Source organism: Xylophilus sp. GW821-FHT01B05 (assembly GCA_038961845.1).
Lineage (GTDB): Bacteria > Pseudomonadota > Gammaproteobacteria > Burkholderiales > Burkholderiaceae_C > Xylophilus.
The window spans coordinates 2,467,916-2,489,537 of sequence record CP152408.1; the positions used below are offsets into that span (position 1 = coordinate 2,467,916).

Genomic DNA, 21,622 nt, shown 5'->3' on the forward strand with positions numbered 1-21,622 from the left:
TGGCGTTCGCGCAGGGGCTTCAAGGTCTGGGCGTCTGCACAAGCTGCGCCCGTAGAAAGGCAAGCACCTCGGCGTTCAGCTTGTCGTGGAAGGCAGCACGGTCGAAGCCTGGCGCGTCCTTGCAGATGTCGGGCACTGCCGCAGTCTGCGCTGCAGAGCAGGGGGCAAGGAAGGCGAAGTGCGCGGAGCCGGGCTGTACCCGGTAGTCGGGCGGTGATGGGAGGCCGCGCCGCACGGCATCCACATGCTTGGGCAGTACACCGTCGCCGCCTTGCTCCGAGGCCCAGAGCTGGATTGGAATGGTGACGTTCTTCAGCCCCTCGGCATCAAAGACCATGCTGAGCGGGTCGGCGATCACGGCCGCCCTGATGCGCGCGTCATGCGCCAGGGGCGCTGCGAGCAGTTCGCGGAAGCTCTGCCGCATCTGGCCGCAGGCCGGGCTTTCTGGCGCCGACGCGCAGGGGGACCCTGGCAGGGGAGGGAGCCGTTCGAAATCCGGCTGGGCACCGGCCAGCACCAGGCCCGTGTAGCCGCCCCTTGAAAAACCAAAGAAGCCGATCCTGTCTGCCGCCAAGGCAGTGCGTGCCGGCCACTGCTGGAGCATGTAGTCGATCAGGCGCTTGATGTCGGTGGTCCGCGTGGCGAGCGCCAGGACTCTGTCGTTCGGGCCACCCCGGATCAGGTGGTTGTCGTTCGAGTGGCCAATGGCGGCGACCACAAAGCCCGCATTGGCCAGCGCTTCGGCCGTGTCGTGATGACCGAGGAAGGAGCCGCCATATCCATGCGACAGCACGATCAATGGCAACTGCGCGCCTGCGACCGGGCAACCCTGTACGCCGGGAATGACAGCGCGGCCGAGCTTGATCTGGCCGTCAGGCGTGCCGCAGGGCGTCCATACGGCGCCGTGCAGCGCCGGCCCTTGCGCGTCGGCCGGTACCTCGATGGTGCTGAAGCCGGCGGCCTGGGCGAGTGTCGCCAAGAGACCAAGGGCCGTGAGTAAGAGCAGGCGAAGGAAGGGCATGTCAGATCCTGAGCAAAGGTGGGGCGTCAACTGGCTGGGCGAATGGGAATCAGCAGATCGGTGCGCAGTGCGGCCGGCGCGACCTGGCGTGGCGAGTTCAGGTAGTGCTCCAGCGTGGGCCGGTCGTCCGGCTCGTAGCCGCTGCCGGGCAGCCAGTGTGTGTAGAGCGCCTGCACGGCGGCGTTGATGCGGGTGTAGGGGCCGGCAAGGCAGTGCACGGCGTAGAGGCCGCCGGGGATGTCGAGCGTCTCGATCTCCGCATCATCCGCGGGCCAGGCGTCGGGCGATGCCACTGCGGCGTAGTACCTGAATTCGGTCCGTACCTCCGGATCGCCGCAAGAGATGCCAAACCAGTCCGATATGGCCCGTGCACCGATATGCGCACGCAGCCGCCGGTGGGTGTGAGGGATGGTGGTGAAGGGCCCGCGATGGAGCAGCGCATGCACCGGCTGTGCGGGGCGTTCTACGATCCGCACGGGCGACGGTGTGCCGGCATCCTTGTCCTGTAGCGCAGGGCCGACGTCGAGACTCGCCTCGCGCATCTGCAACTGGAACTCGCGCGGCGACTGCCCGGTGAACTGGCCAAAGGCGCGCGTGAACGCCTGCGGGCTTTCATAGCCCACCGCCAGTCCCACCTGCGTGATGCTCTGGCCGCCCTGCGTCAGCAAGCGCGTGGCCAGCGCCAGCCGCACGCGGCGCACCGTGGCAGCCACGGTCTCGCCCGCGATGCTGCTGTAGACGCGATGGAAGTGGAAGGGCGAGAAATGCGCCAGGCGCGCGAGGTCTTCCAGGCGGTGCTCGGCCATCGGGTCGGCCACGATGGCCGCCACGACGCGCGCTACGCGCTCGCGGTAGTTCTGGTCGGCACGGCGGGCTTTCATGGCGCCAGTGTGCCGCTGGCGCGCCTGCACTGCTTAGCCGACTTTGCGCAATGTGCAGGCTTCGCGCATGCATCTTGTAATGGTGCCGGCATGCGGTGCTTCGCATAATGGCGCCCCGCCATTTTTCCTGGAGCCCGCATGAGCCAGTACCGCATTGCAGTCGTCGTCGGCAGCCTTCGCAAGGATTCGCTCAACCGCCAGTTGGCGCGTGCGCTGGAGCCGCTGTTTCCGGCCGGTTTCACCTTCGAGCACCTGCGCATAGACGATCTGCCGCTCTACAACCAGGACGACGACGGCAGCCCGGCAGCGGCGGTGATCCGTCTGCGCGGGGAGGTCAAGGCGGCCCAGGGCCTGCTCTTTGTCACGCCGGAATACAACCGCTCCATCCCGGGCGTGCTCAAGAACGCGATCGACCATGCCTCGCGCCCCTACGGCCAGAACGCCTGGGCCGGCAAGCCTGCCGGGGTGCTGGGTGTGTCGGTCGGTGCCATCGGCACTGCACTGGCGCAACAGCACCTGCGCAATGTGCTGGCCTACCTCGACGTGCCCACGCTGGGCCAGCCAGAGGCCTTTATCCAGAACAAAGAAGGCCTGTTCGACGGGCAGGGCCATATCGGCGAAGGCAGCAAGAAGTTTCTGCAGACCTGGGTGGACCAGTACGTGGCCTGGGTCAAGCGCCATCAGGGCTGAGGCCGACCGCGCACGGGTTTGAGGATTTTGATGAAATATGCCGTTAGCCCAGGCGCTGCCTGGGCTATTAGCTATCAATTTAGTAGTTTTCTGCTGTGACGGCCACGCCGCTCCAAACGCGCGATCACCGCACGCGCATATGCGAAAAATGCGATAAGGAAAGAAGAATTAATTTGTTCTCTTATTAGGGGCCGCTCCCCACAATCGCTCCATTCATCCCAAAGGAGCGCAGATGGCCACCCTTCGACTGGGCGATACCGCCCCCGATTTCACGCAAGAATCTTCCCTTGGCACGATCCAGTTCCATGAGTGGGCTGGCAATTCCTGGGTGGTGCTGTTCTCCCATCCGGCCGATTTCACGCCGGTGTGCACCACCGAGTTGGGCCGCACGGCCGCGTTGTCGGGCGAGTTTGCCAAGCGTGGCGTGAAGCCGATCGCGATCAGCGTGGACCCGGTCGGCAAGCACAAAGAGTGGATCAGCGACATCAACGAGACGCAGAACACCACGGTCACCTTCCCGATCCTGGCCGATGCCGATCGCAAGGTGTCCGAGCTGTACGACCTGATCCACCCCAACGCATCTGCCACGGCCACGGTGCGCAGCGTGTTCTTCATCGACCCGAACAAGAAGGTGCGCGCCACGCTGACCTACCCGGCCAGCACTGGCCGCAACTTTGACGAGCTGCTGCGCGTGATCGATTCGCTGCAGCTCACCGACAGCCACAAGGTCGCCACGCCGGCCGACTGGACGGACGGCGACGACGTGGTGATCCTGCCCAGCCTGCAAGACCCGGCGGAGATCGCCCAGCGCTTCCCCAAGGGCTACAAGACCGTCAAGCCCTACCTGCGCCTGACGCCCCAGCCGAACAAGTGAGCAGCACAGCGGCATCCGCGGCCGAGCCGCAGACTGGTACTGGCAGCGCCGCGCCTTCCATGGCCCCGCGCAGCGGCGCCGCACAGCCCACCATCGTCATCGTGCCGGGCTGGCGCGGCTCTGGCGAAGGCCACTGGCAGAGCCTGTGGGCCACGCACTTGACCGATGCCCACCGCGTCGAGCAAGACGACTGGGTCACGCCCAGCCGCAAGGCCTGGGTGGCCGCGCTGGAGCGCACCGTCCAAGAGGCCCCCGGGCCAGTGGTGGTGGCCGCGCACAGCCTGGGATGCATAGCAGTCAGCCATCTGGGCCCGCAGGCGCAGGAGCGCATCTGCGGCGCCTTGCTGGTGGCCCCGGCCGACCCGGAGCGCCGCGCCGTGCTGAGCGACTTCGCGCCGGTGCCGCATGCCCGCCTGCCTTACCGCAGCATCGTGGTGGCCAGCAGCAATGACCCGTACTGCCCGATCCGCCTGGCCGGTGCCTATGCGCGCTCGTGGGGCAGCGAGTTCGTGCGCCTGCAGGAGGCCGGCCACATCAACGTCGAATCCGGCCATGGCGACTGGCCGTTGGGATTGGCGCTGCTGCAGTCGCTTACGGGTGCTTTGTCGCTGAGCGTTACACCCGTAACATCCACCCCTTTTTCTTCTTCCACCTTCGCAACGGAATCCGCATGAACTCCCGACTCAAGATCGCGCTTGCTGCCGCCGCGCTGGCCGCCAGCGGCCTGGCCTCTGCCCAGACCCTGCTCAACGCCTCCTACGACGTGGCCCGTGAGTTCTACAAGGACTACAACGCGGCGTTCATTGCCCAGTACAAGAAGACCACCGGCAAGGACGTGAAGATCGACCAGTCGCATGGCGGCTCCAGCGCCCAGGCGCGCGCCGTGGCCGACGGCCTGGACGCGGACGTGGTGACCATGAACACCTCCACCGATATCGACTTCCTGGCCGAGCGCGGCGTGGTCGCCAAGGACTGGACCAAGCGTTTCCCCGACAACGCATCGCCCACCACCTCGACCATGCTGTTCCTGACCCGCAACGGCAACCCCAAGAACATCAAGGACTGGGACGACCTGATCAAGCCCGGCATCCAGGTGGTGGTGGTCAACCCCAAGACTGGTGGCAATGGCCGCTACGCCTACCTGGCCGCCTGGGGCTACGTGAAGAAGAAGGGCGGCAGCGACGCGCAGGCCGCAGAGTTCGTCGGCAAGCTCTACAAGAACGTGCCGGTGCTGGGCAAGGGCGGCCGCGACGCGACCACCACCTTCCTGCAGCGCAACGTGGGCGACGTGCTGATCACCTTCGAATCCGAAGTGGTGTCGATCAACCGCGAGTTCGGCGACGGCAAGGTGGATGCGGTCTACCCGTCGATCAGCATCGTGGCCGAGAACCCGGTGGCGGTTATTGAGCGCACGGTGGCCAAGAAGGGCACGGGCGAACTGGCCAAGGCCTACCTGGACTGGCTGTACTCGGATGAGGCACAAGAGATTGCCGCCAAGCATGCGCTGCGCCCGCGTTCGGCGGCGGTGCTGAAGAAGCACGCCGACGTGTTCAAGCCGCTGCAGCTGTTCACGGTGCAGGAACTGTTTGGCAGCCTGGGTGAAGCGCAGAAGGTGCACTTCAACGACGGCGGCCAGTTCGACAAGCTCTACACCGTCGGCCGCTAAATGTCGGCCTCCACCATCGCACCGCCTGCGGCGGTGCAGCGCTCTGGCCGTCGCAGCGCCAAGCGCGTGCTGCCCGGCTTTGGCCTGACGCTGGGCTATACGCTGTTCTGGCTGAGCGTGATCGTGCTGGTGCCTCTGTCGGCGCTGGTGCTGCGCAGCTTCAGCCTGACGGGCGAGCAGTTCTGGGCCGCGGTGAGTTCGCCGCGCGTCCTGGCCTCGTACCGGTTGACCTTTGGCGCATCGCTGCTGGCGGCGCTGGTCAACCTGGTGTTCGGCCTGCTGCTGGCCTGGGTGCTGGTGCGCTACAAGTTCCCGGGCAAGAAGATTGTCGATGCGCTGGTGGACTTGCCGTTCGCCCTGCCCACGGCGGTCGCCGGCATCTCGCTGACGGCTTTGCTGGCCGGCAACGGCTGGGTCGGCCAGTACCTCGAGCCCATGGGCATCAAGCTCGCCTTCACGCCTGCAGGCGTGGTGATTGCGCTGATCTTCATTGGCTTGCCCTTTGTGGTGCGCACCGTGCAGCCCGTGCTGGAAGACACCGAAAAGGAGCTGGAAGAGGCCGCCACCTGCCTGGGCGCCACGCGCCTGCAGACCTTCACCAAGGTGATCCTGCCGTCCATCGCGCCGGCCTTGCTCACCGGCTTTGCCATGGCCTTTGCGCGGGCGATTGGTGAATACGGTTCGGTCATTTTCATCGCCGGCAACATGCCCATGATTTCTGAAATTACACCGCTGATCATCATCGGCAAGCTGGAGCAGTACGACTACGCGGGCGCCACGGCGGTCGCCGTGGTGATGCTGGTGATCTCCTTCCTGTTGCTGCTGGTCATCAATGGCCTGCAGGCCTGGCAGCGCCGCCGCGCGGGGATGCCAGCATGAGCGGCGCATCCAACAACACGGCCACCAACCTGAGCCGCGTGCGCGCGGGCACCACCGAGTCGCCCTGGGTGCGCCGTACCCTGATCGGCATCGCGCTGGTGTTCCTGGTGCTGTTCCTGGTGCTGCCGCTGGCGGCGGTCTTCACCGAAGGTCTGCGCAAGGGCTTTGGCCCTTACTTTGATGGCCTGTTCGAGCCTGATGCCTGGGCGGCGATCAAGCTCACGCTGCTGACGGCGGCCATCGCGGTGCCGCTGAACCTGGTGTTTGGCGTGGCTGCGGCCTGGGCCATTGCCAAGTACGAGTTTCGTGGCAAGGCCTTTCTCACCACGCTGATCGATCTGCCGTTCTCGGTGTCGCCGGTGGTCGCGGGCCTGATGTATGTGCTGGTGTTTGGTTCGCACGGCTGGTTTGGCAACTGGCTGTCGGACCACAACATCAAGGTCATCTTCGCGGTGCCGGGCATTGTGCTGGCCACGGTCTTCGTCACCTTTCCCTTCATCGCGCGCGAGCTGATCCCGCTGATGCAGGCGCAGGGCAATGACGAAGAACAGGCCTCCACGGTGCTGGGCGCCTCGGGCTGGCAGACCTTCTGGTATGTGACCTTGCCCAACATCAAGTGGGGCCTGATCTATGGCGTGATCCTGTGCAATGCGCGCGCCATGGGTGAGTTTGGTGCGGTGTCGGTGGTGTCGGGCCATATCCGCGGCCAGACCAACACCATTCCGCTGCATGTGGAAATTCTCTACAACGAGTACCAGTCGGTGGCGGCCTTTGCCGTGGCCTCGTTGTTGGCGCTGCTGGCGTTGGTCACGCTGCTGATCAAGTCCGTGGTGGAGTGGCGCAGCGAGCAAGAGCGCAAGGCGATCGCCGAGCTGCCGCCCGAGCGGCCGCAGGCCGGCGCCCTGGTCTGAACAAGGAAGAACATGAGCATTGAAATCCGCAACGTCAGCAAGCAGTTCGGCAACTTCCACGCGCTGCGCGACGTGAGCCTGGACATCGATTCTGGCGAACTCATCGCGCTGTTGGGCCCTTCGGGCTGTGGCAAGACCACGTTGCTGCGCATCATCGCGGGCCTGGAGACGGCCGACGCCGGCAGCATCCTGTTTGCCGGCGCAGACACCACCGACGTGCATGTGCGCGACCGGCAGGTGGGCTTTGTGTTTCAGCACTACGCGCTGTTTCGCCACATGACCGTGTTCGAGAACGTGGCCTTCGGCCTGCGCGTGAAGCCGCGCAGCCTGCGCCCGAGCGAGGCGCAGATCAAGGAGAAGGTGCACTCGCTGCTCAGCCTGGTGCAGCTCGACTGGCTGGCCGACCGCTATCCGTCGCAGCTCTCCGGCGGCCAGCGCCAGCGCATCGCCCTGGCGCGTGCGTTGGCGGTAGAGCCCAAGGTACTGCTGCTGGACGAGCCTTTTGGCGCGCTCGACGCCAAGGTGCGCAAGGAACTGCGCCGCTGGCTGCGCCGGCTGCATGATGAATTGCACGTGACCAGCATCTTCGTCACCCACGACCAGGAAGAAGCGCTGGAGGTGGCCGACCGCGTGGTGCTGATGAACAGCGGCCGCGTCGAGCAAAGCGGCTCGCCGCAAGAGGTCTGGGACCATCCGGCCAGCCCCTTCGTCTACGGTTTTCTGGGCGACGTCAACCTGTTCCATGGCCGCGCCGACCAAGGCCAGGTGCACGTCGAAGGCATCCGGCTGGATGCGCCCGAGCACGCTGGCGCGCAGGACGCAAAAGCCTACGCCTATGTGCGCCCGCATGATCTCGATGTGCAGCGCTATACGCCCGGTGCCGAGAAAGACGCAGACGGCCATGCACGCGGCATCGTCGCTGTGCTGGAGCGCGCCATCGTGGTCGGCCCTACCGCCCGGTTGGAGCTGGTGGCCGTCGAACCCAAGGCGGCGGTGGGCGATGGCAAGGACACGCTGATCGAGGCCCAGATCCCGGCCGAGCAGTTCCGTGCCCTGGGCCTGCGCGAGGGCGAGACCGTGGTGCTGACGCCGCGGCGCGCGCGCGTGTTTGTCGATTGAGCAGGGAACCATTGCCCGCAAGTCCACCCAAAGAACGTGACAATTGCACACTCTTTGGGAGATTCGATCTTGTGGACCTTGTTTGACACGCACCCGCGCCGGGTGCTGGCCGCCATCAGCGTGGTTTGTGTGGCCATGCTGGCTTTTGGCCTCTACCTGCAGCACGTGGTGGGGCTGGAGCCTTGCCCTATGTGCATCGTGCAGCGCTATGCGCTGATCCTGGTGGCGGTTTTTGCGGCGATTGCGGCCATGCTGCGTGGCCGTGGCGGCCGCCGGGTCCTGGCCTTGCTGGCTGTGCTGGCAGCAGGCTTTGGCGCCTTTACCGCAGCGCGGCAGAGCTTTCTGCAGTGGTACCCGCCGGAGTTCGCCTCCTGCAGCCGCGACTTCTACGGAATGATCGAGACCTTCCCGCTCAAGCGCGCGATCCCCATGATCTTCAAGGGCAGCGGCGACTGCACGGCGATTGACTGGACCTTCCTGGGCGGCTCCATCGCCAACTGGGCATTCGTGGCCTTTGTCGTGCTGGGCCTGGCGCTGCTGGTCTTGCTGGCACGCAGTTTTCGCCGCGCGTAACGGCAGCGGGGCAGCGCAAGGCTAGCCCCGTCAAAGCGAGCCCACCGATCACGGCGGTGTCTCGCGGTGCTTCCCGCAAGATTGCGAAAGCACCCATTCAGGCAGGCCAAGGCCAACTGGCTTGCCCCGGCTTCTTCCTTCCCTCCGCATCAATGACGCGGTTCGGTGGCTCCACGCTGCAGCCCGCCAGTCAACGCATCTGCACGCGGCCACGTCTTGCGTGGAATTTTTGATGCAAGATGTTTACATTAATTTGTATTTGGTTACAATTGCGGGTTGTGATGCATGGCAACGCATCACCTTCGTGCTGGTTGCTGGGAGGCATGGCCAGTCGGGTGGGAATCAACAGGCTTCACGCAAGCGGGCCGGTGTACCTCATTTGGCATACGTCCAATCCGCGCAAAACATCACAAAGTCCGAGCATGCAGGGCACGACAGTGCTTCTGCGGGTATGCAAGCCAAAGATCCATTCGTACCTTTGAGGGGGCGTTAGTCGTGCTTAAGAAATTGGTTGCCGCTGCGGCGGTGTTTGTTGCGGGCGTTGCCCATGCTTTCGTGCCACAGGCTGGTACCTGGGCCATTCCTGCTGAACTCAATGGCCAGCCCGGCCGCGGCATGACCGTGGATGTGCAGAACGGCGTACTGGCATTGACCATGTACGCCTATGACAGCAGCGGCAAGCCGACCTTCTACCAAGCCACGGGTACGCTCGCCAACAATCGGCTCAGCACGGACCTGTTTCACTACGAAGGCGGCCGTTACTTCGGCAGCGGCCCTCGTTCGGGCGTGGTGAAGGGCAATGCAGGCCAGATGACGATCCGCTTTGTCGATGGAGCCAACGGCTTCATCACCTTCCCGGGCGAGTCGGAGGTCGCCATCTCGCGCTTCAACTTCGGCTATCCCGCTGATGCTTCTGGCCTCAGGGGCGCTTGGATCATGACCACCGGCACGGCCGCTAGTAATAACTGGACCAGCGAAGTTGTGGACCTGCAGTTCACCGGGAGCAGCACGGCAAACGGCAATGGCCTGATCTCGACGCGCGATGGGCGTTTTGGCTGTGAGCAGCAAGTGCTCGGTAGCGCAGCGGGTTGGGTGCTGTGCGTCAAGCTCACTGCCTCCAATGCGCTCGACAAGGCCTACTTCTTTCGCTACAGCGTCAATGATGGTGAGGGCGATTGGCAGTCGGGGCAGAGTAGCAGCACGGCCGGTGCGCTGTATACCAAACGCCTGATAGACAAGGCCGGCACGATCACGGGTTTGCTGCGCAGCACGCCCGAGCAGGAAGCGCAGCAGCCGGATCTGTGGCCCTTGCTGGACCAGCTCAGCGCAGTGGCTGAACAGGCTGCGCCACGCTGAGTTTCGCTTGCCCGGATGGCAAGCTTGGCGCATCACCACCAAATAGCATTGGTGCGTCGCCTAGCTGCCATGGCGGGTATTTCTGCATCACGGATGCGAACAATGCCGATGACCACCAGGCCTCCAGCCAGCCGCGCACATGTGGCCACGGCTCAGTGCTGAACCAGGCGGCATCGGTCAAGGCAAACTGCCGCACGAATGGCGCAATGGCCATATCCGCGAGGCTCGTTAGCGGGCCACAGAGTTGCGGTGTCCTGGCCAGTTGTGTGTCGAGCCGCAGCACAAACTGCGCACCAGCGCAGCGGTGTTCCAGGGCATCGGCGCCCGGATAGCGCTCCGGGTATTTGTAGCGGTCCAAGTGGTACTTGAAAGGCCCGTCGCACTCGGCAATCAATGCCTGTGCATCGTGGGCCAGCCAGCCTTCCGGGTCATGGCGCTGCAAGGCCCAGTACATGATGTCCAGGCTTTGCTCTAGCACTGTGCCGTCGGTATCCACCAGCACCGGCACCGTGGCCTTGGGCGATGCGTCGCGCAACTGCTGTGGCTTGTTGCGCAACACCACTTCACGCAACTCACAGGCTTGGCCGCTGATGGCGATGGCCAGCCGGGCGCGCATGGCGTAGGGGCAGCGCCGAAACGAATACAGCACCGGCAGCTCAGCCATCGGGGTCTGGCTTGCCGGGCATGCGTGCGCCGATATGCGCCTGGGCCCGCTGCCGTGCCAGCTCGACCTGCTTTTGGCGCTCGGCCAAGCCTTGCATTTCTTCTTCACTGCGCGTGCCGTGGCAATAGGGGCAACTGATGCCGCGCTGGAACAGCGGCGAGGCCAGCTCCGCTGCGCCCAGCGGCCAGCGGCAGGAGCGGCATAGCTCGTGGTGGCCCGGCGCCAGGCCGTGGCCTACCGACACCCGCTCATCGAACACAAAGCAGTCGCCATGCCAGCGGCTTTGGTCTTCGGGCACCGTCTCCAGGTACTTGAGGATGCCGCCTTCCAGGTGGTAGACCTCGTCGAAACCCTGGGTGCGCAGGTAGGCGGTGGATTTCTCGCAACGGATGCCGCCAGTGCAGAACATGGCCACGCGCGGCTTGGTGGCGCCATCACCAGCCAGCACGCCACCAGGCTGCGATTCACGCGCGACCCAGGCAGGCAGTTCTGAAAAGCTTTTGGTCAGGGGATCGACCGCGCCCTCGAAGCTGCCAATGGCCACTTCGTAGTCGTTGCGCACATCGACCAGCACCACGCCCGGCTGCTCAATCAGCGCGTTCCAGTTTTGTGGCTTGACGTAGGTGCCCGCATGCTCGGCCGGGTTCAGGCCGGGTACGCCCAGGGTCACGATCTCGCGCTTGAGCCGCACCTTCATGCGGTAGAAGGGCATGAGCTGTGCGCTGGCTTCCTTGTGCTGCAGGTCGGCCAGGCGCGGGTCGCTGCGCAGCCAGGCCAGCACGGCCTGCACGCCCGCTGGCGGGCCGGCGATGGTGCCGTTGATGCCTTCTTCTGCCAGCAGCAGCGTGCCCTTGACGCCTTGCGCCTCGCAGCAGGCCAGCAACGGCGCCTGCAGCGCGGCGTAGTCGGGCAGCGCCACGAACTTGTAGAGCGCTGCGGTCAGGAAGGGCTGCTGCATGACTTACAGTTTCTTGACCAGCACCTGGCTCTTGCGGTCCCAGTTGTACTTGCGCTTGCGCGCCTCGGGTAGCCAGTCTGGATCGACCGGTTGGAAGCCGCGCTTCAAGAACCAGTGCATGGTGCGCGTGGTGAGCACAAAGATGCTGCTGAGGCCCATGGCGCGAGCGCGCTGCTCGACGCGGCGCAGGATCTTTTCGCCATCGCCTTGGCCCTGGCTTTGTGGCGAGACGGTGAGGGCGGCCATTTCGCCGGTGCGGGCCTCGGCATAGGGGTAGAGCGCGGCGCAGGCAAATATCACGCCGTCGTGCTCGACGATGGAGTAGTGGTCGGCGTCGCGCTCGATCTCGGTGCGGCTGCGCTTGACCAGGGTGCCGTCCTTCTCGAAGGGCTCGATCAGTTGCAGGATGCCGCCCACGTCGTCGGCGGTGGCCTCGCGCAGTTCTTCGAGCTTTTCGTCGATGACCATGGTGCCGATGCCGTCATGCACATACACCTCCAGCAGCAGCGCGCCATCCACCGCAAAGGGCAGGATGTGGCTGCGTTCCACGCCGCCCTTGCAGGCCGTGACGCAGTGCTGCAGATAGAAGCCGGGGTCGGTCGGCAGCAGCGGCGCGGGCAGTTCGGCCAGCAGCCGCTCGGCCGTGGCCAGGGGCATTTCGGTGTCGATCGGGTTGTCGTCGTTCTCGCCTTCGGGCTCGGTGGGGCGCAGGCGGATGCCGGGTACTTCGGTCAGGAAGATCAGCTTGTCGGCCTGCAGCTCAAGGGCGACGCTGGTGGCGACCTCTTCCATGGTCAGGTTGAAGGCTTCGCCGGTGGGGGAGAAGCCAAACGGCGAAAGCAGCACCATGGCGCCGAAATCCAGCGAGCGCAGGATGCCGGCCGTGTCCACCTTGCGCACCAGGCCCGAGTGCTTGAAGTCCACGCCGTCGACGATGCCCACGGGCCGTGCGGTCAGGAAGTTGCCCGAGATGATGCGCACCGTGGAGCCCGCCATGGGCGTGTTGGGCAGGCCTTGGCTGAAGGCGGCTTCGATCTCGTAGCGCAACTGGCCGGCGGCCTCTTGTGCGCAATCAAGCGCCACGCTGTCGGTGATGCGGATGCCGTGCGAGTACTTGGGCTCATGGCCCTTGGCGAGCAACTGCTCGTTGACCTGCGGCCGGAAGCCGTGCACCAGCACGATCTTCACGCCCATGCTCTGGATCAGCGCGATGTCCTGGGCAATGGTCTGCAGCTTGCCGGCGGCAATGGCTTCCCCCGCGATGGCCACGACAAAGGTCTTGCCGCGGTGCAGGTGGATATAGGGCGCGACCGAGCGAAACCAGGGGACGAAGGTGAAATTGAAGACGGCGGACATGGGTCAGGCTGGGGCGTCAAGAAAAGGGTTGATCACGGTAAGGCTGCCAAAGCGGCGGCCATGTTGTCCGTCCTCGGAGTAGAGGATATCCGCGTGGGCACGCAGGGCGGCTTCAAGAATCAGGGCGTCCCACCATTGCAGGCGGTGTTCGCGCGCCAGCTCCATGGCAGAGAGGATGCTGTGCGAACTGCTGCCCACCACCTCTAGTGCGCACAGGTTGCTGACCTGCTGTTGCGCCTCGCGCTCGCTTAAAGGCGGGCGCAGCTTGCGCGTGGTGATGTTGTAGAACTCTTGCAGCACCTGGGTGCTGATGACAACACTGCCTTCGGTGATGGAGCGGGAGAAGCGGTCGATGGCTTTCTCTTGCCGCTCGGGGTCACTCGCATCGACGGTGTAGACCAGGATGTTGGTGTCGAAGAAGCAGCTCATGGGCCTTTGCCAGATACACCCGTGGCATCTGGCGCGGGATAGGGGCGGTCGTAGGCGTCGTCTCGGCTCCAGCGGGCGCCTTCGCTGTTGGCCTTGCTGCGGCGTGCCGCGGCAATAAAGGCCTGCCCCGCAGCCAACTGCCGGTTGCCGCCTTGGGCATAGTCGGCCAGGAAGTCACGCACCTTGGCGCTGACGGAGGTGCCCTCGTGGATGGCGCGCACGCGGGCCTTCTTCACGATGGCGTCGTCAAGGGTGATGGTCAGATTGGTCATGGCGGCACCTGCAAGGTTGGCACGAATTCAAGTGTAGCACGTGTTTACGTGTGGTGAGATAATGGCGCCCGTGACCCTTCTCATTGAATTCCCCGAATCCCTTCCCGTATCCGCCCGCCGGGACGAAATCCGCGCCGCCATGGAGGCGCATCAGGTGGTGATCGTCTGTGGCGAGACCGGCTCTGGCAAGACCACGCAGTTGCCCAAGATCGCGCTGCAGATGGGGCGGGGCAAGCTGGGCAAGCCGCCGGGGCAGGGGCGGTTGATCGGGCATACGCAGCCGCGGCGGATTGCGGCCAGCTCTGTGGCCAAGCGCATTGCCGAGGAGCTGAAGACGCCGCTGGGCGATGTCGTGGGCTTCAAGGTGCGCTTCCAGGACCGATTGTCCAAGGACGCCTCGGTCAAGCTCATGACAGACGGCATTCTGCTGGCCGAGACCCAGACCGATCCGCTGCTGAAGGCCTACGACACCATCATCATTGACGAGGCACACGAGCGCAGCCTCAACATCGACTTCTTGCTGGGCTACTTGCGCGAGATCCTGCCGCGCCGGCCGGATCTGAAGATCGTGGTCACCTCGGCCACCATCGATGCGGACCGGTTTGCGCAGCACTTCGCCTCCAAGAACGGGCCGGCGCCAATCATCTATGTGTCGGGCCGCACCTTCCCGGTGGAGCAGCGCTACCGCCCCTTCGAGGAGTCGCGCGACTATGGCCTGGACGAGGCCATTGCCGACGCGGTCGACGAGTTGTGGCAGGACCCGCGCCAGTCGGGCGACATCCTGGTCTTTTTGCCCGGCGAGCGCGAGATCCGCGAGGCCGCCGACCACCTGCGCAAGCACTTGTCGCACCAGCCGGTCATGCGCAGCGCCGAGGTGCTGCCGCTGTTTGCGCGGCTGTCGCAGGCCGAGCAAGACCGCATCTTCGACGGCCACACCGGCCGGCGCATTGTGCTGGCCACCAACGTGGCCGAGACCTCGCTTACCGTGCCGGGCATTCGCTATGTGGTGGATGCGGGCACGGCCCGCGTCAAGCGCTACAGCTTTCGAAGCAAGGTAGAGCAACTGCTGGTCGAGCCGATCAGCCAGGCCGCGGCCAACCAGCGCGCCGGCCGTTGCGGGCGCGTGGCCGATGGCATCTGCATCCGGCTTTATGACGAGAAGGATTTCACTGGCCGGCCGCGCTTCACCGATCCGGAGATTTTGCGCAGCTCGCTCGCGGGTGTGATCTTGCGCATGAAGTCGCTGCACCTGGGCGACGTGGCGCGCTTTCCGTTTCTGGAAGCGCCTTCGGGCCGCGCCATCGCCGATGGCTACCAGTTGCTGGGCGAGCTGGGCGCGGTGGACGAGGCCAATGAGCTGACCGAGGTCGGCCGCCAGCTGTCGCGCTTGCCGCTGGACCCGCGCATTGGCCGCATGATTCTGGAGGCGCGCGATCGCGGCGCGTTGGAAGAGGTGCTGGTGATCGCCAGCGCCCTCAGCGTGCAGGACGTGCGCGACCGCCCCATGGAGCTGCAGACCCAGGCCGACCAGGCGCACGCCAAGTTCGACGACGACAAGAGCGAGTTCAGCGGCTACCTCAAGTTGTGGAAATGGCTGGACGACGCGCGCGGCGGCCATGCGCCCGCCACCCGGCGCGAGATGGCCGTGGCCAGCGGCGCACCGCAAAAGCGCGCCAGCGCCGCCGTGCTGCCGATAGCGCAGCGCATGGCGCCGCCGCCCGTCATCCTGCAGCCGGCGGCCCCGGCCACGCACCGCATCAGCAACCGCCAGTACGAGCAACTGCTGCGGCAGAACTTTGTCAACGTGCGCCGGGTGCGTGAATGGCGCGACATCCACAGCCAGTTGCTTACCGTGGTGAACGAGCAGAAGTGGGTCTTCAACCGCCAGCCCGCCAGCTACGAGGATCTGCACAAGGCCATGCTGGCCGGCCTGCTCGGCAACATCGGCTGGAAGCCCGAGGACGAAGACGTGTACGTGGGCGCGCGTGGCATCAAGTTCTACCGCCACCCGGGCGCGCATTTGTCCAAGAAGCCCGGGCGCTGGATCGTCGCGGCCGAGCTGGTCGAGACCTCGCGCCTGTATGGCCGTGGCATTGCCAACATCGAGCCGACCTGGCTGGAAGAGGTGGGGGCGCACCTGCTGAAAAAGCAGTTGCTGGACCCGCATTGGGAAAAGCGCTCGGCCGAGGTCGTCGCCTTCGAGCGTGCCACGCTCTATGGCCTGGTGGTCTACAGCGGCCGGCGCATGGTCTATGGCCGGGTCGACATGGCCTATGCGCGTGAAATCTTCATCCGCGAGGCGCTGGTCGGCACCGAGTGGGAGACCAAGCTGCCCTTCCTCGCTGCCAACCGCAAGCTGATTCGCCAGGTGGAAGAGCTGGAGCACAAGGCGCGCCGCCAGGACGTGCTGGTGGACGACGAGCTGATCTACGCCTTCTACGACCAGCAGTTGCCCGCCGATGTCTTCAACGGCCACGGCTTTGAGCAATGGTTCCGCCAGGCCTCGCGCGAGAAGCCTGATCTGCTGCTGCTCAGCCGCGACGAGCTGATGCGCCACGAGGCCGCCGGCATCACCGGCAATGCCTTCCCGCGCAGCCTGCGCCTGGGCGGCGTTGATTGCAGCGCCACTTACCTGCATGCGCCGGGCGATGCCAAGGATGGCTTGTCGGTAGCCGTGCCGCTGTTTGTGCTCAACCAGGTCAGCGAAGACCGCTGCGACTGGCTGGTGCCCGGCATGCTGCGCGACAAGGTGCAGGCCCTGCTCAAGAGCCTGCCGCAGAAGCCGCGCGCGCGCCTGGTGCCGCTGCCCGAGAGCGCCACGCGCATCACCGAGCAATTGAGCGCACCTGAAGTCTTTGGCCACGGCGCGCTGGTCGATGCGCTGCTGAAGGTGGTGCGCGAGATCACCCAGCTCGACGTCAAGCGCGCTGACTTCAAGCCCGACATGGTCAGCCCGCACCTGTTTATGCACCTGCGCGTGGTGGACGAGCATGCCCGCCAACTGGGCGCCGGCCGCAGCCTGGCCGCGCTCAAGGCCGAGCTGGGCACCAAGGCGCGCGGCGCCTTCCAGGCGCTGGCGGGCTTGCGCGTGGCGGAATCAAAATCTGAGCCGAATATGCCTCTAGCCCAGGTCCCACCTGGGCAAGTAGCTATAAAAAATGCAGCAAAGGCTGCAGCGCCACCCGCCGCGCCGGCCGAGCAGCGCTACACCGCCTGGACTTTCGGCGAGCTGCCCGAGCTGATGGAAATCCGCAAGGGCGGCCAGACCCTGGTCGGTTTCCCGGCGCTGATAGACGCACAAGACGCCGTGCGCATCGAAGTCTTCGACGAGCCCGAGATGGCCGCCGCGCGCCACCGCGCCGGCCTGCGCCGCCTGTTTTCTCTGCAGATCAAGGACGCGCTCAAGTACCTGGAAAAGAACGTGCCCGATCTGCAGAAGATGGCCGTCGCCTACATGCCGCTGGGCACGCAGGAAGAGTTGCGTGCGCAGATCCTCGATGTGGCACTGGACCGCGCCTTCCTGCTCGACCCGCTGCCCACCAACGCCGCAGACTTCAAAAAGCGCATGGACGAAGGCCGAGGCCGCCTGACGCTCATCGCCAATGAAGTTGCGCGCCTGGCCGCCGGCGTGCTGGCCGAATACGCCACCGCCGCCCGCAAGATCAAGGACACCAAGATCCAGCCCGACGCCGTGGCCGACGCCCAGCAACAATTGCAGCGCCTGGTACCCAAGAACTTCCTGGCCGCCACGCCCTGGCCGCAGCTGCAGCACATGGTGCGCTACCTGAAGGCGATCACGCTGCGCCTGGACAAGCTGCGCGCCGACCCGGCGCGCGACGCCCAGCGCCTGGCCGAGCTGCGCCCGCAAGAGCAGCGCTACTGGCGCCTGGCGGCAGAGCGCAAAGGCCAGGTCGATGCGCGCATGCAAGAGCTGCGCTGGCTGCTGGAGGAACTGCGCGTGAGCTTCTTCGCGCAAGAGCTGCGCACGCCGCAGCCGGTCAGCGTCAAGCGGCTGGACAAGGCCTGGGCCTTGCTGAACAGCTGATGCCAAGCGCCTTCATAGACTTTGTTGGCAGCCACGCCGGCGAGCCGCCACTGCGCCTGGCTTTCAGCGACTGCCGGCAGGTGCTGCGCGCCGACACGCTGGCCGAGGTGCGCGGTGTGCTGGACGCGGCCGAAGGCGCCGCCGCCGCAGGCGCCTGGTGCATAGGCTTTCTGCGCTACGAGGCGGCGCCCGCCTTTGATGCCGCCTTTGCCGTGCACCCGGCCGAAGGGCCGCTGGCCTGGTTCGCCGTCTTTGATACCGCAGCCCCTTGGCCCGAGCAGCCGCATGCCGGCACTTGGGAGCCGATGGACTGGCAAGACTCGCTGGAACGCGAAGATTTCGATGCCCGCATTGCGCGCATCCACCAGGCCATCGTGGACGGCGAGAGCTACCAGATCAACCTGACCTCGCGCCTCTACAGCCGCTTTGCGGGCGACCCGCTGGCGCTGTTCCATGCGCTGCACCGCGCCCAGCCCGGCAGCTATGCCGCCTTTATCGACACCGGCACCGAGCAGGTGCTGTCGGTCTCGCCCGAGCTGTTCTTTGACCGCCGGGGCCAGCAGGTGCTGGCACGCCCCATGAAGGGCACCGCGCCGCGCGGCGCCACGCCAGAGGACGACGCGGCCCAGGCCCGGCACCTGCGCACGTCAGAGAAGGAGCGCGCAGAGAACCTGATGATTGTTGACCTGCTGCGCAACGATTTGTCGCGCGTGGCGCAGCCGTTCTCGGTGCGGGTGCCGGCGCTGTTCGAGACCCGTGCCTGGCCCACGGTTTGGCAAATGACATCCGACGTAACGGCCACGCTGCGGCCGGGCACCACGCTGGCGCAATTGTTTGGCGCGATCTTTCCTTGCGGCTCGGTCATTGGCGTGCCCAAGGTGCGTGCGACCGAGCTGATCCGCTCGCTCGAGCCCGGCCCGCGCGGCGTGTACTGCGGCGCCATCGGCGTGCTGCGCCCGGGCGGCGACGCCACCTTCAGCGTGGCGATCCGCACCGTCGAAGTCCGCAACGGCAGCGCCACCTGCGGCATCGGCAGCGGCGTGACCATAGACGCCCAGGCGGATGGCGAATGGCAAGAGTGGCGCAACAAGCGCGCTTTCTTGCAGCGCGCCCAGGCGCCTTTCGATCTGCTGGAAACCCTGCGCCTGCAAGACGGCCGCTGGCCCGCGCTGGACGAGCACCTGGCGCGCATGGCCGATGCGGCCCGGCACTTCGGCTTTCCCGAGCGCGCCGCTGAAGTGCGGGCGGCTGCGCAGGCCTTGGCAACGGCGCATGCAGAAGGCCTGTGGCGCGTGCGCCTGCTGCTGACGGCGGCGGGCCAGGTCGAGGCGCAGGCCTTTCACATGGAAGAGTCTGCCGTGCCCGTGAACGTGCGTTTGGCCGGTGCAGCGCTGCAGCCCGGCCACCCTGACTTTGTGCGCTTCAAGACCACCTGGCGCGCGCACTACGACCAGTTCACGCCCACGGGTGCCGAGGTGTTCGATGTGTTGCTCTGGAATGCCGAGGGCGAACTGACCGAGTTCACCCGTGGCAACGTCGCCGTGTGCCTGGACGGGCACTGGCTGACACCGCCCCTGGGCGCCGGCCTGCTGCCCGGCATAGGCCGCGCGCACTGGCTGCGCAGCGGCCGCATCACGGAAACCCGCCTGACCCGGGGCGACCTGCAGCGCGCCGAGGGCCTGGCTTTCTTCAACAGCCTGCGCGGCTGGTTGCCGGCTCGATTGGTGGCTTGACGCAGGTCGCGCAGGTGACGCGCGCACCAGGGTTTCAGGGCCGGCCCCAATGCCGGTCCACCGACGCAACGTTAGGCTAGGGCGCTGCAAAGGAGACCTCATGCGCCCGCATCACTCGTTCTGGCCCAAGCGCCTGCCGCACCGCCTGACATTGCCCGCCACCTCGCTGTGGGACAACCTCGACATCTCTGCGCGGCGCTATCCGCACAAGGCAGCGCTGGTGTTCTTTGGCCGCAGCCTGAGCTATGCCGAAGTGGCGCAGCAGGTTGAGCGGCTGGCGGCCTTTTTGCATGGCCTGGGCGTGCGCAAGGGCGACCGGGTGCTGCTGGACATGCAGAACTGCCCGCAGCTGGTCATTGCGCACTTCGCCATCCTGCGTGCCAACGCCGTGGTGGTGCCGGTCAACCCCATGAACCGGGCGGAAGAGCTCAAGCACTACATCACCGACCCGGACGCGCGCGTGGCGCTCACCACTGCCGACCTGGCACCCGAGCTGGCGCGCGCCAGCAACGCGCTGCCGGCGCAGGAGCGGCTGCAGCACCTGGTCATCACCCATTTCACCGATGCCTTTGACGCCGGCATCCAGGGGCCGGACGCGCCCCCCGAATCCTGGCGCGAATGGCTGCTGACCCGCCATGCGCCGCCGCAGCTCGATGGTGGCCAGGCGCATGCGTGGGTCGACGCCATCGCCTGCGCCGAGCCGGCGCCGGCCTACACGGCGGGGCCGGAAGACATGGCGCTGCTGCCCTACACCAGCGGCACCACCGGCCTGCCCAAGGGCTGCATGCACCGGCACGCGGGCGTCGTGCACAACGCGATCTCTGGATCGCACTGGGGCGGCGGCAGCTCGGAGACGGTGACGCTGGCGGTGATCCCCATGTTCCACATCACCGGCATCGTGAGCCTGATGCACACGGCCATCTACGGCGGGGCCACGCTGGTGATCATGCCGCGCTGGGAGCGCGACCTGGCGGGCCGCCTGATATCGCGCTACGGCGTGACCCACTGGACCAACATCCCGACCATGGTGATCGACCTGCTGGCCAGCCCGAACATGGCCAGCTTTGATTTGTCCAGCCTGGTGCAGATCGGCGGCGGCGGGGCGGCCATGCCGCAGCCAGTGGCGCAGCGCCTGCTGGAAGAGTTTGGCCTGCGCTACTGCGAAGGCTACGGCCTGACCGAAACCGCCGCGCCCTCGCACACCAACCCGCCAGATGCACCCAAGCAGCAGTGCCTGGGCATCCCCATCATGAGCACCGAGGCCCGCATCATCGACCCCGACACCCTGGCCGAACTGCCCACGGGCGAGGCGGGCGAGATCGTCATCCACGGCCCGCAGGTGTTCCAGGGCTACTGGAAGCGCCCCGACGCCACCGCCGCCGCCTTCATCGAGCTGGAGGGCAAGCGCTTCTTCCGCACCGGCGACCTGGGTCGCGTGGACGAAGACGGCTACTTCTTCATGACCGACCGGCTCAAGCGCATGATCAATGCATCGGGCTTCAAGGTCTGGCCGGCCGAGGTCGAGGCGCTGATGTTCCGCCACCCCGCCATTCAAGAAGCCTGCGTGATCGCCACGCGCGACGCCTACCGCGGCGAAAGCGTCAAGGCCGTGGTGGTGCTGCGCCGCGGCCACGAGGCGACCACGCCCGAAGACATCATTGCCTGGTGCCGCGAGAACATGGCGGTCTACAAGGCACCGCGCGTGGTGGAGTTGGTCGCTGCGCTGCCCAAGAGTGGCAGCGGCAAGGTGATGTGGCGCACATTGCAAGAGTCCGAGGCCATTCACTGACGACGCACAACGGGAGGATCTTCATGTCTCTATTGGCCAATGCCGTGGCCGCCCTGCTGGGCCTGCTGCACATCTACATCCTGGTGCTGGAGATGTTCCTTTGGGAGAAACCCATCGGCCTGCGCACCTTCCGGCAAACGCCGGAGTCTGCCCGCGCCAGCCGCGTGCTGGCGGCCAACCAGGGGCTGTACAACGGTTTTCTGGCGGCGGGCTTGCTGTGGGGCGTGTGGCTGGGGCCGGCGGGCGAGGGCGTGAAGCTGTTCTTCCTGGGCTGCGTGCTGGTCGCCGGCCTCTACGGCGCGGCCACGGTGGGCCGCAAGATCCTGTGGGTGCAGGCCGTGCCGGCCTTGCTGGGGATCGCGCTGGTGCTGCTGGCGCGTTGAGGTTTTTCGGGTTTTGAGGGAAA

At 65.9% G+C, this 21,622-nt stretch carries 20 protein-coding genes; 13 read left to right on the forward strand and 7 right to left on the reverse strand.

Going from position 1 to position 21,622, the window contains the following annotated elements; translation table 11 throughout:
- Positions 1-19: 19 nt before the first annotated feature.
- On the reverse strand, positions 20-1,021 hold the full coding sequence (locus AAFF27_11535; GenBank protein ID XAH25777.1) for a dienelactone hydrolase: 1,002 nt from the start codon (positions 1,019-1,021) through the stop codon (positions 20-22).
- A gap of 26 nt (positions 1,022-1,047) precedes the next feature.
- Positions 1,048-1,902: a GyrI-like domain-containing protein gene (locus tag AAFF27_11540; protein ID XAH25778.1), complete on the reverse strand. Its 855-nt coding sequence runs from the start codon at positions 1,900-1,902 to the stop codon at positions 1,048-1,050.
- A 138-nt stretch (positions 1,903-2,040) separates the two neighbouring features.
- Here AAFF27_11540 and AAFF27_11545 point away from each other — a divergent pair, with 138 nt between their 5' ends.
- The 9 genes from AAFF27_11545 to AAFF27_11585 all read left to right on the forward strand — a co-directional run bounded on the left by AAFF27_11545 (position 2,041) and on the right by AAFF27_11585 (position 9,970).
- Positions 2,041-2,592 carry an NAD(P)H-dependent oxidoreductase gene (locus AAFF27_11545; protein ID XAH25779.1) on the forward strand — a complete coding sequence of 184 codons (552 nt, stop codon included), beginning with the start codon at positions 2,041-2,043 and terminating at the stop codon, positions 2,590-2,592.
- A gap of 232 nt (positions 2,593-2,824) precedes the next feature.
- On the forward strand, positions 2,825-3,466 hold the full coding sequence (locus tag AAFF27_11550) for a peroxiredoxin (protein XAH25780.1): 642 nt from the start codon (positions 2,825-2,827) through the stop codon (positions 3,464-3,466).
- A 59-nt stretch (positions 3,467-3,525) separates the two neighbouring features.
- Positions 3,526-4,140, forward strand: a complete 615-nt coding sequence (locus tag AAFF27_11555; GenBank protein ID XAH26219.1) for an alpha/beta hydrolase — start codon at positions 3,526-3,528, stop codon at positions 4,138-4,140.
- Positions 4,137-5,132 carry a sulfate ABC transporter substrate-binding protein gene (locus AAFF27_11560; protein XAH25781.1) on the forward strand — a complete coding sequence of 332 codons (996 nt, stop codon included), beginning with the start codon at positions 4,137-4,139 and terminating at the stop codon, positions 5,130-5,132. Before AAFF27_11555 ends, AAFF27_11560 begins: the two co-directional genes overlap by 4 nt.
- On the forward strand, positions 5,133-6,011 hold the full coding sequence (gene cysT, locus AAFF27_11565; GenBank protein ID XAH25782.1) for a sulfate ABC transporter permease subunit CysT: 879 nt from the start codon (positions 5,133-5,135) through the stop codon (positions 6,009-6,011).
- Positions 6,008-6,922, forward strand: coding sequence for a sulfate ABC transporter permease subunit CysW (gene cysW, locus AAFF27_11570; protein XAH25783.1), 915 nt, complete (start codon positions 6,008-6,010; stop codon positions 6,920-6,922). The genes cysT and cysW overlap by 4 nt, the downstream gene beginning before the upstream one ends.
- A gap of 12 nt (positions 6,923-6,934) precedes the next feature.
- Positions 6,935-8,041, forward strand: coding sequence for a sulfate ABC transporter ATP-binding protein (locus AAFF27_11575; GenBank protein ID XAH25784.1), 1,107 nt, complete (start codon positions 6,935-6,937; stop codon positions 8,039-8,041).
- A gap of 66 nt (positions 8,042-8,107) precedes the next feature.
- Positions 8,108-8,614, forward strand: a complete 507-nt coding sequence (locus tag AAFF27_11580) for a disulfide bond formation protein B (GenBank protein ID XAH26220.1) — start codon at positions 8,108-8,110, stop codon at positions 8,612-8,614.
- Positions 8,615-9,109: 495 nt separating this feature from the next.
- Positions 9,110-9,970 (forward strand): hypothetical protein, encoded by an 861-nt coding sequence (locus AAFF27_11585; protein XAH25785.1) that lies wholly within the window; start codon positions 9,110-9,112, stop codon positions 9,968-9,970.
- On the opposite strand, the gene AAFF27_11590 is transcribed toward AAFF27_11585, so the two are convergent.
- The 5 genes from AAFF27_11590 to AAFF27_11610 are packed head-to-tail and all read right to left on the reverse strand — an operon-like array spanning position 9,936 to position 13,649.
- Complete coding sequence (locus tag AAFF27_11590; protein ID XAH25786.1) at positions 9,936-10,586, reverse strand: glutathione S-transferase; 651 nt, start codon at positions 10,584-10,586, stop codon at positions 9,936-9,938. The two genes, AAFF27_11585 and AAFF27_11590, sit on opposite strands and share 35 nt — an antisense overlap.
- Positions 10,587-10,626: 40 nt before the next feature.
- A complete protein-coding gene (locus AAFF27_11595) occupies positions 10,627-11,592 on the reverse strand; it encodes a rhodanese-related sulfurtransferase (protein ID XAH25787.1) in 966 nt (321 codons plus the stop codon).
- A 3-nt stretch (positions 11,593-11,595) separates the two neighbouring features.
- Positions 11,596-12,948, reverse strand: a complete 1,353-nt coding sequence (gene argA / locus AAFF27_11600; GenBank protein XAH25788.1) for an amino-acid N-acetyltransferase — start codon at positions 12,946-12,948, stop codon at positions 11,596-11,598.
- A 3-nt stretch (positions 12,949-12,951) separates the two neighbouring features.
- Positions 12,952-13,377, reverse strand: coding sequence for a PIN domain-containing protein (locus tag AAFF27_11605; protein ID XAH25789.1), 426 nt, complete (start codon positions 13,375-13,377; stop codon positions 12,952-12,954).
- The gene (locus AAFF27_11610; protein ID XAH25790.1) at positions 13,374-13,649 is read right to left on the reverse strand and encodes a DUF6364 family protein; all 276 of its coding nucleotides are present in this window, start codon (positions 13,647-13,649) and stop codon (positions 13,374-13,376) included. The genes AAFF27_11605 and AAFF27_11610 overlap by 4 nt, the downstream gene beginning before the upstream one ends.
- 61 nt (positions 13,650-13,710) lie before the next feature.
- Between AAFF27_11610 and hrpA the strand changes: the two genes are divergently transcribed.
- The 4 genes from hrpA to AAFF27_11630 all read left to right on the forward strand — a co-directional run bounded on the left by hrpA (position 13,711) and on the right by AAFF27_11630 (position 21,599).
- The gene (gene hrpA, locus AAFF27_11615) at positions 13,711-17,694 is read left to right on the forward strand and encodes an ATP-dependent RNA helicase HrpA (GenBank protein XAH25791.1); all 3,984 of its coding nucleotides are present in this window, start codon (positions 13,711-13,713) and stop codon (positions 17,692-17,694) included.
- Positions 17,694-19,427 carry an aminodeoxychorismate synthase component I gene (gene pabB / locus AAFF27_11620; protein XAH25792.1) on the forward strand — a complete coding sequence of 578 codons (1,734 nt, stop codon included), beginning with the start codon at positions 17,694-17,696 and terminating at the stop codon, positions 19,425-19,427. Before hrpA ends, pabB begins: the two co-directional genes overlap by 1 nt.
- A 100-nt stretch (positions 19,428-19,527) precedes the next feature.
- Complete coding sequence (locus AAFF27_11625) at positions 19,528-21,216, forward strand: long-chain fatty acid--CoA ligase (GenBank protein ID XAH25793.1); 1,689 nt, start codon at positions 19,528-19,530, stop codon at positions 21,214-21,216.
- A 23-nt stretch (positions 21,217-21,239) separates the two neighbouring features.
- Positions 21,240-21,599, forward strand: a complete 360-nt coding sequence (locus tag AAFF27_11630) for a DUF1304 domain-containing protein (GenBank protein ID XAH25794.1) — start codon at positions 21,240-21,242, stop codon at positions 21,597-21,599.
- Positions 21,600-21,622 lie beyond the last annotated feature (23 nt).